This is a genomic window from Terriglobia bacterium (genome assembly GCA_032252755.1).
Lineage (GTDB): Bacteria > Acidobacteriota > Terriglobia > Terriglobales > Acidobacteriaceae > JAVUPY01.
Window position 1 is genome coordinate 34563 of sequence record JAVUPY010000009.1, and the last position, 15297, is coordinate 49859.

Here is a 15297-nt window from a genome sequence, read left to right on the forward strand (position 1 = left end):
CTATTTAAATTCTATTGTTTTGAGCCTGGACGAGCCGCCGGTGTTTCGTCCGCGGTCCCCGTGCCTATGGCATCTCCGGACACGACCAACTCGACTCGCCGGTTCTTCTGGCGTCCTTCGGCTGTCTCGTTCGGTGCAACCGGCTGTGCTTTGCCGAATCCCTGTGCCGTTACAGCTGCTTCCGCAACCCCGGCTTGCACCAGGTAATCGCGTACGGCTTCGGCGCGCTGCTCGGAAAGCTTCTGGTTGAAATCGTCGCTTCCAGTGCTGTCGGTATAACCCTCGACAGCGACATTCAGGCTCGGATAGGCCAGCAGGATTCCTGAGACTCTCGCGAGCCGTTCTCGAGCCACGGGCTTCAATTCGTATTTGCCGGTCTCGAATAGGACGTCGCCCATGTTGGAAATCAAACCGCGTGCGGAGTCCTTGGTTTCCAGAATCGTGTTCAACTGCTGCAGAAGACGGGCGCGCAGGTCGGCCTTGTCTTTTTCGGCCTGTTGACGGAGGCGATCGGCTTCATCAGCGGCCTGCTTCGCTTTGGCGGCCTCTGCGGCCAGCGCCTGTTGCTGCTGAAGGGCGGCGGCACGGGCTGCTTCGGCCTCGGCCTTTGCTTTTGCGGCTTCCTGTGCCGCAGCCTCGGCCTGCTGCTTCATCTGTTCGGCTTCCTTCAGGGCCGCTTCGGCTTTGGCACGATCCTCTTCGGCCTGGCGCCGGCGTTCGGCTTCGGCTTGCGCTTCGGCACGGGCCTTGGCTTCGCGCGCTGCGGATTCGGCTTCGAGGCGCTCCTGTTCCTGTTTCTTCAGCGACATCACGCGCGCATCTTCGGCGGTCTGAGCGGCATCGCGAGCATAGGTCGCGACCAGTGAACGGTTCTGCTTCTGGCTGTAGCTGGTTTCAGCCTGTGCCAGGGACTGCTCGGCTTTCTCCAGGACGGACCCGGCGTACTTTTCGGCATTGGCGAGCCGCGCGATACGAACTGCGTTGCGCGCTTCGAACAACTCCAGCGGCGTGCTGCGGTCGATCCCGAAGATCGCGTCCTTGATCTGCGTGTTGGTCGATGAGTACGCGCCCGGGGATAGCATCTGGTAGCTGAAGTCGATTTCCTCCTCGCTGGCAGTACTGTTTGCGGGAAGCACATTTTCGAGCACGACGTGGTTGCTGGGCTGGGTGACGGCGAAGTACGGTTCCGCAGTCACGATCATGCCGAAGGTCTGGAGATCGGTGGTTGCGTGGATTTTGCTGGAGCCATTCTTGAGCATCAATTCGCCGAGATTGACGGCGCGGCCCTGCGGACTGAGCGCCCAGGCGACATAGGTCAGGTACTGGAGGCCAAATTTTGTCGCCTCGTCCATTCCGGAGACCTTGATCTCGATCTCCGTGCGTCCGGTGCGGCTCTGGACCTTGGCTTCGCCTGAGGCGCGTGGCATGAGATCCGTGCCCTGCAGGGAAACTTTCATGGTGGACGCATGGCGATAGTTGATGGCCTTAGTGGTGCGCGACTCAGTCTGCGCGGTGGTCTGTGACGACGCCGGTGTCGTGTCCTGTGCCATTGCTGTTGTGCATAGCGCCAACAAGAGAAGCCCGATGCTCGGTTTCATAAGTGCCATCCAGCCGCGCGCGTCTGGCGCACACGGAATCTGAACAACTCAGGTTTTCTGAATTGTTGAGACAGAATGTTACGGTGAGAATGCGCAAATGTGACGTAACTAAAGGGCTACACCCGCAGAGCTAGTTTCCGGAAAGCGGGATCCCAAGCGAAATTCGGCAGGCAGTTACAATTTCCGATGCCCGAGCCCGTCTTCTACAATAGGCGGGGATATTGCGCTTGCTATTCATCATTTTCCTTCTGATCTGGGGGCTGATGCACTGGTACGTGCTGGTGCGCCTGTCCTCCGTCCCGGGCATCGCGGGGCATCTTCCCACTTGGGCATTGGTCCTGGGCGGGGTTTTGCTCGGTTCCAGCTACATCGTTTCGCGTGTGATGGAGCGTTTCGGGCTGGACAGCTTCTCGCACGCCCTGGAATACATCGGCGCGAATTGGGTCGGGGTCATTTTTATCCTGCTGATCTCTTTCCTGGCCGCGGATATCGTGACCGGTTTCGGATCTTTGTTTGTGTCCTGGGTGCCGGCAACTCGTGCGGTGGCTCTGGCTGCTGCCATCCTGCTGATTGCGATTTCAGTGATACAGGCAGTCCGTGCTCCGGTGGTGACGAATTACGAAGTTCGGATGCAGGGTCTGCCTAAGGCGGCGGACGGAACGGTGCTGGTCGTCGCCAGCGATATGCATCTCGGCCCGATGATCGATGAGCGCTGGGCGACCGCGCGGGCAAGTCAAATTGCGTCGCTGCGGCCGGACCTGCTGTTGCTGGTTGGAGATATCTGTGAGGCACCCAAAGACACACACGATCAGTGGCTTCCGACTTTGCAACAGTTCAAGGCTCCAAAGGGAGTGTTCCTCGTCACCGGCAACCACGAGTTTTACGCCGGGGCAGGACCTCTCGTGGATCTGTTTGGACGCGCAGGGTTCCGCGTTTTGCACGACGAGCACGTTGAGCCTCTTCCGGGATTAACCGTCGCAGGTGTTGACGACGTCGCGTTTCGACGGCGCGGATCGGAGGATGCGCCACAGGCAGTGGATCGGGCACTGGCGGGGCGCGCATCCGGAGCGACCTTGTTCCTTTCGCACACACCTGTGTATGCCGATCAGGCGGCAAAAGCCGGGGCCGGGCTGATGCTCTCGGGACATACCCACAACGGCCAGATCTGGCCTTTCAAATATCTGGTACGGCTGGCTTTTCCGCTGCTTACAGGTAGATACAACGTCAATGGAATGACCGTGATAGTCGGTCGAGGGACGGGGAGTTGGGGGCCGAGGATGAGGCTATGGCAGCGAGGCGAACTGCTGCGCATCGTGCTCAGGGCGGCCTGACCCGACGGGCCTCGGTCCAATGGGCAGTTACCTTCGTTCTCTTGTCTGTCAGCGCTGCTCCCCTAGAATCGTGCCTGAGTTCCGGAGAGCTTTTCGATGTCCTACCGCCGGGAAGAATGGATCGCGAGTCTGTTGGCGGGAGCCGCCAGTGTGTGGTTCGTCTCGGCTCTTTGCCATGACGCACGCCACCTGTTCCAGGTTCTACCACCGACTGGGCCCACGGAAATGATCGGCGTTGCGGTGCTCATCTGGTTGCACGCGAAGCACAAGCGAGACGTTGAACGCAGGACGCCGGTGTTTGCGAATTTTCCGGAGTGCTCGCTTCCCTTGGCCGACGCTATAAAGTGAACCGGTTTTCACGGCGCCGCATTTTTCCCATTTTTGTTCTCACCACCCACTTTTTCACGCCATGGAGATCATCTTCCCGTTAGAGTGAAGTTGGTGCCATGGATCCCCTGCTGCAGAGTCTTCGCGAGAATTTTCGGCTGATCGATTTTCGTCCCCGTCAGCGCGAGATTATTGATGATGTACTCGCCGGGCACGACACGCTTTGCGTGATGCCTACGGGAGCGGGCAAAAGTCTCTGCTTCCAACTTCCGGCGGTGGTGCGCGGCGGCCTGACAATTGTTGTCTCGCCGCTGATTTCACTGATGGCCGACCAGGCGCGGCAACTGAAGCAGTTGGGCATTCCGGCGCTGGTGCTGAACAGCACGCAGCCTCCGCAGGAGCAGAGGGCAATTGCGCGGCAACTTGCGACCGGATTTCGGGGATTGCTCTACATCGCTCCGGAGCGATTTGCTTCGCCGCTGTTCCAGGCACAGGTGCAGAGGCTACGACCGCAGCTGTTCGTCATTGACGAGGCGCATTGCATCAGTTCGTGGGGACATGATTTCCGTCCGGATTACATGCGACTGGCCGAGGCTCGGGCGGCGATGGGCAGTCCGATCTGCTTTGCGGTGACCGCCACGGCGACGCCGCAGGTACGCAAAGACATAGTGGAACGGCTGGCACTACGAACGCCGCGGGTGCACGTCACGGGGTTCGATCGTCCGAACTTGAAGTACACCTGCCAATATTTTGAAAGCGACGCTGCCAAAGACGCCGCGCTCGTTGGGTTCGTGAAGAGTCACGCCGGGAGCGGGATCGTTTACTGCTCGACGCGGAAAAAGACGGAAGCGGTTTGCGCGCTTCTGCAGGAGCGGTTGCCAGGAAAAGTCGTAGTCGGCTATCACGCGGGCATGGAGTTGCCGGAGCGGCAGAATAGCCAAAACCTATTCATGAAGGCGAGCGAGGCGGTCGCAGTCGCGACCAATGCGTTCGGAATGGGCATCAATAAGCCGGACCTTCGTTTCGTGCTGCACTGCAACCTGCCGGGAAGCGTGGAGGCTTACTACCAGGAGGCGGGACGAGCGGGTCGCGATGGGGCTCCGGCGGAGTGTCGCTTGCTTTACCTCGCGCGCGATCGGCGCACGCAGGAATTCTTTATCGAGAAGATGGGAGAGAACAACCCCCAACTCGACGCCGTGACACTGGAGACTTTGCGTCAGCACGCGACAACGAAGCTCTGGAAAATGGTGGACTATGCCAGCAAACCGTCGTGCCGACGTCGGCAGATACTGGAATACTTCGGGGACTCGGCCGAGATTCGGGATTGTAGGTGCGACGTGTGCGAAGCCGAGAGACGGTCGCCGCGGGCGGCGGGGACACCGGCATTTCAGCCGCGGCGCATCGAAGAACCCCCAATGGTGATGCAGATGCATATTCTCCATGCCGTAAAGGAGATGGAAGAGGCCAAGGCAGCCAGGGGGAGAGGGGTGGTCGCCGATGTGCTCCGCGGCATTCCCGGGAAGACCGAACAAGTGCGCGCAAACAGCAGGTTCCGCTGCTTCGGTGCACTTCGCGGCACTCGCGGCGACGAAATTGAAGCAGCATTCCAGTGGATGATACGAGCGGGACATCTTCGGCAACAGGATGTCGGAAATGGATTTCCTCGTCCGGTGTTGAAACTCACGGAGACCGGGCAGGAACTGGTGAATCTGCATCCGACGCCACCCCCGAAATTATCGGAAGATCACGCGATCGGAGGATCGAAAGAGCGGAAGTCCGGGCGAACAAACAGTCTTGCCGTAGCGACGGAGGCTGGAATCGGGCACCAGTCGGTTGCGGACTTCGAGGCCTGTTTCAAGCGGCTTCGGGTCTGGCGGTCAGGGGTGGCGAAGCAGCGTGGCATCGCTGCGTTCTGCATCTTTCACGACAGCGTGCTGAAGGAACTGGCGGCGCGGAAACCCGCCAGCATTGAGGCCCTGCGGAGCATTCCCGGCATAGGTCCAAAAAAGCTTGCTGATTATGGCGGCGCGGTGCTGGCCGCCATCGCCGAAGAATAATCTCTCACCATCCGAGTCTCTCCCGGCCTCATTATCAGAGGCATTGGTTCGTATCCGGCCTCACGTTTACAATATGTAAAGTGGAGTGAGGAGATGGAAAACCCCCTAAAACTGAAGAAGATCAATCACGTCGAATTCTGGGTCGGCAATGCCAAGCAGGCGGCCTATTTTTATCGCAAGGGATTCGGGTTCTCTCAAGTCGCCTACAAGGGATTAGAGACCGGCTGCCGGACCGAGTCGTCGTATGTCTTGCAGCAGAACAAGACTACGTTTGTTCTCACCACGCCGCTTACGGCCGACGGTCCAATTGCCGAGCACATCAAGAGGCACGGTGACGGGGTAAAAGACATTTGCCTGCACGTCGAAGATGCGGATTTTGCATTTGCCGAGGCGGTGCGGCGGGGCGCAAAGGCGGCCGTTGAGCCGCATGACCTGAAGGATGAGTTTGGGACAATTCGGCGAGCGGCGGTGCATACCTACGGCGACACGATTCACTCAATGATCTCGTTCAAGGACTATGCCGGTCCGTTTCTGCCGGGATACCAGTTGGCCGAGGTTCCGGGAGAGGAAGTCGGAATCCTGCGAGTCGATCACATGGTGGGGAACGTCGAGATCGGGAAGATGAACGAGTGGGCTGATTTCTACAAGAACATCTTCGGTTTCCATCGCTACATCAGCTTCGACGACAAGGATATCTCGACGGAATACAGTGCGCTTATGTCGATCGTAATGTCGGATGATTCCTACTCGGTCAAGTTCCCCATCAACGAGCCGGCGCCGGGTAGGCGCAAGAGCCAGATCGACGAATACCTGGAGGCCTACGGCGGACCGGGCGTTCAACACGTGGCGTTGCAGTGCAAGGACGTGCTGTATACGGTCGATCGGTTGAAGCAGAACGGGGTCGAGTTCCTGCGGGTTCCTGACAGCTACTATGAGGCGTTGCAGGATCGCGTCGGCAAACTCGAAGAGCCGATGGATGAGATCAAGCGGCTTGGCATCCTCGTCGATAAGGACCAGGAAGGATACCTGTTGCAGATCTTCAGCAAGCCCGTGGAAGACCGTCCGACGGTGTTCTTCGAAATCATTCAGCGCAAGGGCAGTCGCGGCTTCGGCAAAGGGAATTTCAAGGCTCTGTTCGAAGCACTGGAGTTGGAGCAGGCAAAACGAGGCAATCTGTAGGGTGGGACGCACATTTGTTGACCTGCGGCGGATGCGGGGCACGGGTATTGTGGTTTGTTCACAAGGAGCCTTGATGGCGACGACAACCAGGGCGGAGCAGTTCAAGTACAACAGCGGTTTCGGCAGTGAGTTTGCGACCGAGGCGCTGCCGGGCGCTCTGCCGGAAGGGCAGAACTCGCCGCAGAAGTGTCCATACGGACTCTACGCCGAGCAGATGAGCGGGACGCCGTTTACGGCGCCGCGGGCGACGAACCGGCGAACCTGGGCATACCGCATACGGCCTTCGGTGATGCACAAGCCGTACCGGCAGATCGATCGCGGACTGATACGGGGAACGCCGTTCGATGAAGTTACAACGACTCCTAATCAATTGCGCTGGAGTCCGTTCGCGATTCCGAAAGAGAAGAAAGATTTCGTCGACGGCTTGATCACGATCGCCGGAAACGGCGATTCGAGCATGCACAGCGGCGTTGCTATTCACATCTACGCGTGCAACCAGTCGATGATGGACCGGTTCTTCTACAGCGCTGATGGCGAGTTGCTGATTGTGCCGCAACTGGGTGAAGTGGTACTTCACACCGAGTTCGGCCGGATTGACGCCAAGCCGGGTGAGATCGTCGTCATCCAGCGCGGGATCAAGTTTCGGGTTGAATTGAAAGAAGAGCAGGCACGCGGCTATATCTGCGAGAACTTCGGTGCGCTGCTGCGATTGCCGGACCTGGGGCCGATCGGCGCAAACGGTTTGGCCAACCCGAGAGATTTCCTGACGCCGGTAGCGAGCTATGAAGATCGCGAAGGGGATTTCCGGGTCGTCTCGAAGTTCCTTGGGAATTTCTGGGAGGCGGAGTACAACCATTCTCCGCTGAACGTGGTGGCGTGGCACGGGAACTACGCCCCTTACAAGTACGATTTGGCGCGGTTCAACTGCATCAACTCGGTCACCTTCGATCATCCGGACCCTTCGATCTACACGGTGCTGACGTCTGCGTCGGAGATCCCTGGCACGGCAAACTTCGATTTTGTGGTATTCCCGCCACGCTGGATGGTCGCAGAGCACACGTTCCGGCCACCCTGGTTCCATCGCAACTTCATGAACGAGTTCATGGGACTGATCTATGGCGAATACGATGCGAAGGCTGAGGGCTTCCTGCCGGGTGGCGCGAGCCTGCACAATTGCATGAGCGGGCACGGCCCGGACGCGACCAGTTTCGAGCGAGCGTCGAATGCCGAGTTGAAACCGCAGTTCTTCGGCGAGACGCTGGCCTTCATGTTCGAGACGCGGTTCGTGTGCCGTCCCACGAAGTTCGCGATGGACACGGCGGAACTGCAGCATGAATACTTCGAGTGCTGGCAGCCGCTGAAAAAGCATTTCGATCCCAACAAGCGCTGAGCGGAGCCAAATCGATGGAAACCGTTGGTGTGCGTCATGGCGGAGTGAAGCATTCGCTGCACATTCTGCTGCATTCGCTCATCGATTACGCAGGGCTGTTTCCGCCAGCGGGCCTCAAGATGGAGGACGCAGTCGCAAACTATGCCCGCTACAAGAGCGGGCGGCACGCGTGGGCGCTCGGCAGGTTTGTAGTTCCCGCGGCACGATTGGAAGAATTCGAAAAATACTTCACGCCCGGTCGCGAGATATGGCACCTCAGCGCGCTGATCGGCCAGACGGCGGCAGAAGACCTTGCGTGCATTGCCGATTTCAATGGGCGTCATCGGCACTCCGCGTTGATCGACACGATAGAGGCAAAGGCTTCCGATCCCGCCGCGGTTCGCCAACTGAAGGCGCAAGTTCCGGAGCACATTCTCGTCTATTTCGAGGTCCCGAGCGGCGGCGATCCGGACGAACTGGTAAAAGCTATCGGTGAGGCACATGCGCGGGCAAAAGTTCGTACCGGTGGCTTGACGCCGGAGATGTTCCCAACCGAGCAGCAGGTCCTCCGCTTCCTCGAAGCATGCGTGACAGAAAACGTGGCTTTCAAGGCTACGGCGGGATTGCATCATCCGGTACGCTGCATGAAGCCGCTGACGTATGAAAAAGACGGGCCAAGCGGAACCATGCACGGCTTCCTGAACGTTTTCCTCGCGGCGGCATTCCTGCTCGATGGTGTTGCGGCAAAAGATCTGGAAGCTCTACTGCTGGATGACGATCCGGCGCATTTCGGTTTCGACGAGGATGCGGTCACATGGTGCGGGCACCGCCTGTCGCAAGCGCGCCTGCTGGAGTCGCGCGCGCTGGCTGCCTCTTTTGGATCGTGCTCATTTGAAGAACCGATCAGCGATCTTATCGCACTCAATTTCTTATGAACCTGAACGAAACGCACGACCCTAGCGCGAAGTCCTGGATTGAATCGGCCAATCGCGCGGGGACAGATTTTCCTATTCAAAACCTGCCATTTGGAGTCTTCCGCCATATTGCCAGTACCGAGGCGCCGCGCATTGGCGTAGCCATCGGGGATGTGATTCTCGACATGGCTGGGGCGGAGATGGAAGGCTTCTTTGACGGAGACTCCAGTCGCGCCGCCCAGTCCTGCATGGCGGAGAGTCTGAACGAACTGATGTCGTTGAACCAGGAGCAATGGTCGGCGCTGCGGCGGCGATTGAACCAGTTACTGCGAAGCGACGCTCCGGCGGGATTTCGGCAGCGACTCTCGCGACATCTGGTTCCGATGGCCTCGGTCGAGATGCTCATGCCCGCAGTCATCGGTGACTACACGGATTTCTACGCGTCAATTTTTCACGCGACCAACGTCGGCAGCATGTTCCGGCCAGACAGTCCTCTGCTGCCGAATTACAAGTACATCCCGATCGGGTATCACGGGCGCGCGTCGTCGATCGTGGTCAGCGGAACGCCTGTGTTCAGACCTTCCGGGCAAACACGGCCCGATCCTCAGCAACCGCCAACGTTCGGACCGAGCAAGGCGCTGGATTATGAGTTGGAGATGGGCGTGTTCGTTGGTGGCGGAAACATGCTGGGCTCGTCGATACCGATTGATTCGGCCAGCCAGAAGGTCTTCGGATTCTGTCTCGTAAATGACTGGTCGGCGCGAGACGTGCAGAGTTGGGAGTACCAGCCGCTTGGACCGTTTCTTGCGAAGAATTTCGTGACATCGATCTCGCCATGGGTTGTTACGGCCGAGGCGCTGGAGCCCTTTCGGTGGCCGGCTTTGAAGCGTGACGAATCAGATCCTGCGCCGCTCCCGTACCTGCTCTCGGAAGAAGACCAGCTCGAAGGCGCGTTCGATATCACGCTCGAGGTTCGGCTGCGAACGGCGAAGATGCGCGACAAGGGCGACAAGGCCGTGCCGTTGAGCCGCGGATCGTTCCGCGATATGTACTGGACGGTTTCCCAGATGATTGCGCATCACGCCAGCAATGGTTGCAACCTGCGGCCGGGGGATCTATTGGCCAGCGGAACGGTTTCAGGTCGCACAAAAGACTCGCGCGGATGCCTACTGGAGTTGACGTGGCGCGGGGCTGAGCCAATCGAGTTGCCGACCGGAGAAACACGAAAGTTCCTGGAAGACGGCGACGAGGTGATCTTTGCCGGGTTTTGCGAGCGAGAAGGATACCCGAGAATTGGTTTTGGGGAATGCAGGGGCGAGGTACTGCCGGCGAAGTAATCAGCAGGCAGTAGCCGGAAGGTTGGACCACATCCCGATCGGATCGAATGGCGTGCAACATGCTTGCACTCCGAGCAACGTGAACTCTTCGCGAACCGCGGGATCGGGCGTGATTCCGAAGAGGGGAATGCCGAGTTCGGAGCAAAGCGTTAGGAGCTTGGAAATTGTCCGCGCCACCTTCGGGCTTGGCTGGACAACGATGAGAGCAATGACCGCAACCTTCTCCTGACGCGCCAGTGCAGTGGCCTGCGAGGCCGAGGTGGCGACCACCGGTTCCCAGCCGCCCCGCATGCGCAGTCCGAACGCCGACAACTCCGCGACATCCTTGTCCTCGGCAAAGAGAAGCAGCTTACGTTGGATATCGGGCATGGGGACCGTCATAGGGCAGCGGCAAGAATCGCTACATCTATTCTGCCCTTGCTGTTGAAACCTACCATCCCACGATGGAAGCGCAGGTCCCACGAAGGTCGTAGCCTTGGCGCGTGGCAGAAGTTGGCGCGTGATTAGAACAGGAGTGCCGGCTCTGGAGTAGCGAAGCTTGCAAATAGATTTACGAAATTGAGTCGCGCAACCGCCTCTGTTAGTGTGGTCCGTCGGAACTCCGGCGTGGAGCAACTTCCGTGTACGTGGCCCATGGCAACCGTTACGACTCCATGCAGTATCGCCTTTGCGGACGCAGCGGCCTCAAGCTTCCCCTGATCTCTCTTGGGCTTTGGCACAACTTCGGTGGCGTCGATACGCTGGAGAACTGCCGGGCGATGCTGCGGTGCGCATTCGACCTCGGAATTACCCATCTCGATTTAGCCAACAATTATGGGCCGCCGCCGGGGTCGGCAGAGGAGAACTTCGGGCGGGCGCTGCGAATGGATTTCGCGGAGTATCGCGATGAACTGATCATTTCCACCAAGGCTGGCTACCTGATGTGGCCGGGACCTTATGGCGAATGGGGATCTCGCAAGTACCTGCTGGCGAGTCTTGACCAGAGCCTGAAGCGGATGGGGCTCGACTACGTCGATATCTTTTACTCGCACCGGCCCGATCCGGAGACGCCGCTCGAAGAGACGATGCTCGCGCTGGACCAGGCGGTGCGCTCGGGCAAGGCGCTCTACGCCGGAGTCTCGAATTACAGCCCGGAGCAGACCGCCGAGGCGGCGAAGATCCTGCGTACCTTGCGGACGCCGTTCATCATTCACCAGATGAAGTATTCGATGTTCGTCCGCACGCCCGAAGCGGGACTGTTTGATGAACTGCGCCGTGACGGAGTCGGTGGCATCGCATTTACCCCGCTGGCGCAAGGATTGCTCACGGATCGTTATCTGAAGGGCATTCCGGCGGATTCGCGCGCGGCGAAGACCAGCAGCCCTTTCCTGAACGCGAAGGACGTGACCGAGCAGCGAATGGCACAGGTCCGCGCGTTGGGCGAGATCGCGCGGCAAAGAGGCCAAGGACTGGCGCAGATGGCGCTGGCGTGGGTTCTGCGACAGGACGTAATGGCGAGCGCCCTGATCGGCGCGAGCCGGGTCGAGCAGATCGAGCAGAATGTTGCCGCGATCAACAACCTGGGTTTCTCGGAAGAAGAACTAGCGAAAATTGATCAGATCGCCGGGCGAACTTAGCGGGTACTTAACTCGCTGCGTGAGTGCCCGACTTTCCGATAGCCGGAATTCCGGCGGCGAAGCACTCGATGACCTCGCCCTTGCGAGAGAGCACGGTGATGTCTGCTCGGTTTCCGGCGGTCAGTGCCCCGCGCCCTGACTCTCCGATGACGCGGGCGGGGTTCGCAGTGACCAGCCGGACCGCGTCTTCGATTCCCCAGCCTGAGAAGCGCATGACATTTTGAACCGCGCCTTCCAGTGTCAGGACGCTGCCCGCGAGTTTGCCACCGAATTCGCAGCGAGAGCCCTGAACTGTCACCTCGAACGTCCCTAATTTGTATTTGCCGTCAGGCATCCCGGACGCGCTGATCGCGTCGGTCACCAGAACAGACCTTTCAACGCCTTTGCAGCGCAGGAAGAGTTCAACCACGGTTTGATCAACGTGGATTCCGTCCGCGATGATTTCCGCGCTCATCGCCTCGCTCGCAAGGACGCGCCCCACGACACCGGGTTCGCGATGATTGAGCGGGCGCATGGCGTTGAATGTGTGGGTCGCGTGTGTGGCGCCAGCTTCGATCGCGGCGTCAGCATCTTTTTGCAACCCGTCGGTGTGCCCGAGCGAGATGCGAACTCCACGTTTCACGGCCTCCCGAATCAACTCAGTGGCGCCGGGAAGCTCCGGAGCGATGGTGATCAAGCGAAGATGACCATTCGCCGCGCGATAGTAGCGGTCGAACATCTCGAGCGTAGGGTTCTCGATGGCCGACGTGGGATGCACACCGCAACGAGCCTTGCTGATCCACGGACCTTCCATGTGGATTCCGAACGGCACCGCCGCAGCGGTCTCCGAATGCCAGTTGTGGATCTGCTCCGCGAGACGCTCGATGGAAGCGAGGAGAACCGGGGTTTCCGCGGTGACCGTGGTCGCGAGAAACGAAGTTACACCGCGCTGGGCCAGGAACGAGGCCATCTTTTCCAGACCCTTCTGGTCGCCCTGCATGACGTCATAACCGGCGGAACCGTGGATGTGAATGTCGATGAAGCCGGGTGCGAGCACTGCGCCGGAGAATTCTCGGAGTGCAGCGTTGCCGGGGATTTCGACAGCGCTGGCGGGGCCGAGTTTCGTGATCACTCCGTCCTCGACGAGAATCACGGGCGATGAGATTTGTCCGGTGGAGGACAGCAGTTCGGCAGCGGTGATAGCGGTGATCAATAGGGTTTCCCTGTCGCGGTATTCGGCACACGCTCGCCGAGGGCAACATTAACTGCTGTGACTCGGTTCGTCAATCGCGCGTGGGAGTTTCAGGCGGTTCGAGCGGCGGCGCGCAGCATGGCGCGAACGCTGTTGGCGGCACGCCATTGTCCCGGAGTAGTGCCCTCCCAAGCCTGGAATGCACGGAAGAATGAGTTGGCATCCTCATAACCGAGCAGGTACGCCGTCTCGTTCAGTTCAAAGCTCGTGTGCAGGAGATAGTGGTGAGCGAGCTCGCGGCGCGCCTCCTGCATAAGTTGCTGGAACGTCACCCCATCCTCGGTCAAGCGTCTCTGCAAAGTTCTTGTGCTCATGCGCAGGTCGCGGGCCACAGCAGCGATCCCGGGGCGCTGTCCGGCTAGAAGGCGCTTCAGAGCGGCCTTCACCTCTTCAGCGATCGTTTTCTGTAAGAGCCGCTGTGACAGTTCCGTTTCCAACTGTGGTGCCACGGCCGCAAGCAGGTCGGCATTGTGCGTCACGAATGGCTTATCGAGATCGGTCTTGCTGAAAATGAGAGCGTTCTGCGGCGACCCGAAGCGCACCGGAGCCTGGAAATGCTGCTCATAGGTTTCTTGGCAAGTTGAAAAATGGCGGAATTCAACGCGAACCGGATTGATTTGTTTGCCCATGCCGCGCCGGGCCAGTGAAAGCAGCCACGCGAAACAGACGTCAATCAATATGGCCGGTTCTTCCGCCTGCGCGAGCAGGAAGTTGAATTGAACGCGGCTCTCGTCGCCTTGCTCGACTACGTCGATGCTTTCCGGACAGGTGATCTGCTTGTAGCGCGCGATACGGGCGAGGGCATCGCGAAACGAGCGCGTACACAGCGCTGCAATAGCAATCGGATCGTAACGCTCGATGCGATCCGCCACACCAAGTTTGAGGCCGATGGCGGGATCATGGCCCACTTCGGCAATCGCGGAATAGAACGCGAAGAGTTCTTCCGTAGTCAGCAGCATCTTCTCCTGCTTGAGAAGACCCAGAGGCAGACTTGCCCGGGAGAGAACCTGTGCAGGAGAAAGGCCCAGATCCTCGAGCTTGCGGGGAATAGCGGCGGAGACACGAAAGCGATTGCTCATAGTTCTGAAAACGCGGGCGCCGGAAATTCCCGGCGCCATGAAAGCTATTCAGTTCACCGAACCGGCGCCTACTTCAGTGATGCCATATCGATGACGAAACGGTACTTCACGTCGCTTTTAAGCATTCGCTCGTAAGCTTCGTTGATCTTCTGAATGGGAATCATCTCGATGTCGCAGGTAATGTTGTTCTCGGCACAGAAGTCGAGCATCTCCTGCGTTTGCGGCAGCCCACCTATGAGCGACCCGGCGAGGCTGCGCCGGCCGAAAATCAGGTTGAATCCCGCCACGGGTGTTGGCTGGGGCGGGGCGCCGACAAGGGTCATAGTTCCGTCTCGCTTCAGCAGGTTGAGATAGGCATTCAGGTCGTGCGGGGCGGAAACCGTGTCGAGAATGAAGTCGAAGCTGCCGGCGTGCTTTAGCATCTCCTGTGAATCCTTCGAGATCACGACTTCATGAGCGCCAAGCCGAAGCGCATCCTGCGTCTTGCCAGGGGAGGTCGTGAACAGGACGACGTCGGCGCCAAAGGCATTGGCGAACTTTACGCCCATATGTCCCAAGCCGCCAAGGCCGACGATGCCGACCTTCTGTCCCTTGCTGACATTCCAATGCCGCAGCGGCGAATAAGTTGTTATTCCGGCACACAGAAGCGGCGCCGCGGCCGCGAGGTTCAGCTTATCGGAGACGCGCAGCGTAAAGGCTTCGTCAACTACGATGCTGTCGGAGTATCCGCCGTAGGTGACGCCGCCGAGGTGCTTGTCTTCCGCGTTGTAGGTGAACGTGGCACCGCCAAGGCAGAACTGCTCTTCGCCGGCGCGGCAGTTCTCGCAGACGCGATCCGAGTCGACCAGGCAGCCGACAGCGGCGATATCGCCTTCCCTGAATTTCTTGACAGCGGTGCCGACCTTCGTGACGCGGCCGACGATCTCATGACCGGGAACGCATGGATAAACCGTCGGCATCATGGCTTCCCACTCGTTGCGTACCGTATGCAGGTCCGAGTGGCAAACTCCGCAGTACAGAACCTGGATCTGGACATCGGTCGGCAGCGGTTCGCGCCGCTCAACGTTATGGGGGGCAAGCGCGGAACTTGCGCTGTGCGCGGCGAACGCCTTTGCCGTATATGTTTTTCGGGATGCTGCCCGCTCCGGGGTGATAGCAGGTGTGACACTCATGTCCGTACCTCTCCTTTCGCACGAAATTCAGGGTAAACAACCGGGAGGATTCCTTCACTAGCAGGTCGCGCCAATGTACTTGCAGGA

At 59.3% G+C, this 15297-nt stretch carries 13 protein-coding genes; 8 read left to right on the top strand and 5 right to left on the bottom strand.

Going from position 1 to position 15297, the window contains the following annotated elements:
• Nucleotides 1-11: 11 nt before the first annotated feature.
• Nucleotides 12-1598, bottom strand: a complete 1587-nt coding sequence (locus ROO76_01365; GenBank protein ID MDT8066792.1) for an OmpA family protein — start codon at nt 1596-1598, stop codon at nt 12-14.
• A gap of 227 nt (nt 1599-1825) precedes the next feature.
• On the opposite strand from ROO76_01365, the gene ROO76_01370 reads away from it, so the two are divergent.
• The 7 genes from ROO76_01370 to fahA all read left to right on the top strand — a co-directional run bounded on the left by ROO76_01370 (nt 1826) and on the right by fahA (nt 10112).
• The gene (locus ROO76_01370; GenBank protein ID MDT8066793.1) at nt 1826-2929 is read left to right on the top strand and encodes a metallophosphoesterase; all 1104 of its coding nucleotides are present in this window, start codon (nt 1826-1828) and stop codon (nt 2927-2929) included.
• A 96-nt stretch (nt 2930-3025) separates the two neighbouring features.
• Nucleotides 3026-3277, top strand: coding sequence for a hypothetical protein (locus tag ROO76_01375; protein MDT8066794.1), 252 nt, complete (start codon nt 3026-3028; stop codon nt 3275-3277).
• A gap of 98 nt (nt 3278-3375) precedes the next feature.
• Entirely contained in the window at nt 3376-5313 is a 1938-nt protein-coding gene (locus ROO76_01380; GenBank protein MDT8066795.1) for an ATP-dependent DNA helicase RecQ, read from the top strand.
• Nucleotides 5314-5406: 93 nt separating this feature from the next.
• Nucleotides 5407-6492: a 4-hydroxyphenylpyruvate dioxygenase gene (gene hppD / locus ROO76_01385; protein MDT8066796.1), complete on the top strand. Its 1086-nt coding sequence runs from the start codon at nt 5407-5409 to the stop codon at nt 6490-6492.
• Nucleotides 6493-6565: 73 nt separating this feature from the next.
• Nucleotides 6566-7882: a homogentisate 1,2-dioxygenase gene (gene hmgA, locus ROO76_01390; protein MDT8066797.1), complete on the top strand. Its 1317-nt coding sequence runs from the start codon at nt 6566-6568 to the stop codon at nt 7880-7882.
• Nucleotides 7883-7896: 14 nt separating this feature from the next.
• Entirely contained in the window at nt 7897-8796 is a 900-nt protein-coding gene (locus ROO76_01395; protein MDT8066798.1) for a hypothetical protein, read from the top strand.
• Entirely contained in the window at nt 8793-10112 is a 1320-nt protein-coding gene (fahA, locus tag ROO76_01400; protein MDT8066799.1) for a fumarylacetoacetase, read from the top strand. Before ROO76_01395 ends, fahA begins: the two co-directional genes overlap by 4 nt.
• On the opposite strand, the gene ROO76_01405 is transcribed toward fahA, so the two are convergent.
• Nucleotides 10113-10481 carry a hypothetical protein gene (locus ROO76_01405; protein MDT8066800.1) on the bottom strand — a complete coding sequence of 123 codons (369 nt, stop codon included), beginning with the start codon at nt 10479-10481 and terminating at the stop codon, nt 10113-10115.
• Nucleotides 10482-10732: 251 nt separating this feature from the next.
• On the opposite strand from ROO76_01405, the gene mgrA reads away from it, so the two are divergent.
• Nucleotides 10733-11728, top strand: coding sequence for an L-glyceraldehyde 3-phosphate reductase (mgrA, locus tag ROO76_01410; GenBank protein MDT8066801.1), 996 nt, complete (start codon nt 10733-10735; stop codon nt 11726-11728).
• Between the two features lie 7 nt (nt 11729-11735).
• Here the strand turns inward: mgrA and nagA are convergent, their stop codons facing one another.
• The 3 genes from nagA to ROO76_01425 form a co-directional block, all read right to left on the bottom strand.
• Nucleotides 11736-12920, bottom strand: a complete 1185-nt coding sequence (gene nagA, locus ROO76_01415; protein ID MDT8066802.1) for an N-acetylglucosamine-6-phosphate deacetylase — start codon at nt 12918-12920, stop codon at nt 11736-11738.
• 89 nt (nt 12921-13009) lie between these two features.
• Complete coding sequence (locus ROO76_01420) at nt 13010-14038, bottom strand: AraC family transcriptional regulator ligand-binding domain-containing protein (protein MDT8066803.1); 1029 nt, start codon at nt 14036-14038, stop codon at nt 13010-13012.
• A gap of 68 nt (nt 14039-14106) precedes the next feature.
• Nucleotides 14107-15210: an NAD(P)-dependent alcohol dehydrogenase gene (locus ROO76_01425; protein ID MDT8066804.1), complete on the bottom strand. Its 1104-nt coding sequence runs from the start codon at nt 15208-15210 to the stop codon at nt 14107-14109.
• Between the last annotated feature and the right edge of the window lie 87 nt (nt 15211-15297).

What these genes read in the sequence shown, in the direction of transcription:
- ROO76_01365 (MDT8066792.1), bottom strand. Translation starts at nt 1,598, where the DNA reads ATGAAACCGAGCATCGGGCTTCTCTTGTTGGCGCTATGCACAACAGCA.
- ROO76_01375 (MDT8066794.1), top strand. Translation starts at nt 3,026, where the DNA reads ATGTCCTACCGCCGGGAAGAATGGATCGCGAGTCTGTTGGCGGGAGCC.
- ROO76_01380 (MDT8066795.1), top strand. Translation starts at nt 3,376, where the DNA reads ATGGATCCCCTGCTGCAGAGTCTTCGCGAGAATTTTCGGCTGATCGAT.
- hppD (MDT8066796.1), top strand. Translation starts at nt 5,407, where the DNA reads ATGGAAAACCCCCTAAAACTGAAGAAGATCAATCACGTCGAATTCTGG.
- hmgA (MDT8066797.1), top strand. Translation starts at nt 6,566, where the DNA reads ATGGCGACGACAACCAGGGCGGAGCAGTTCAAGTACAACAGCGGTTTC.
- ROO76_01395 (MDT8066798.1), top strand. Translation starts at nt 7,897, where the DNA reads ATGGAAACCGTTGGTGTGCGTCATGGCGGAGTGAAGCATTCGCTGCAC.
- fahA (MDT8066799.1), top strand. Translation starts at nt 8,793, where the DNA reads ATGAACCTGAACGAAACGCACGACCCTAGCGCGAAGTCCTGGATTGAA.
- ROO76_01405 (MDT8066800.1), bottom strand. Translation starts at nt 10,481, where the DNA reads ATGCCCGATATCCAACGTAAGCTGCTTCTCTTTGCCGAGGACAAGGAT.
- ROO76_01420 (MDT8066803.1), bottom strand. Translation starts at nt 14,038, where the DNA reads ATGAGCAATCGCTTTCGTGTCTCCGCCGCTATTCCCCGCAAGCTCGAG.
- ROO76_01425 (MDT8066804.1), bottom strand. Translation starts at nt 15,210, where the DNA reads ATGAGTGTCACACCTGCTATCACCCCGGAGCGGGCAGCATCCCGAAAA.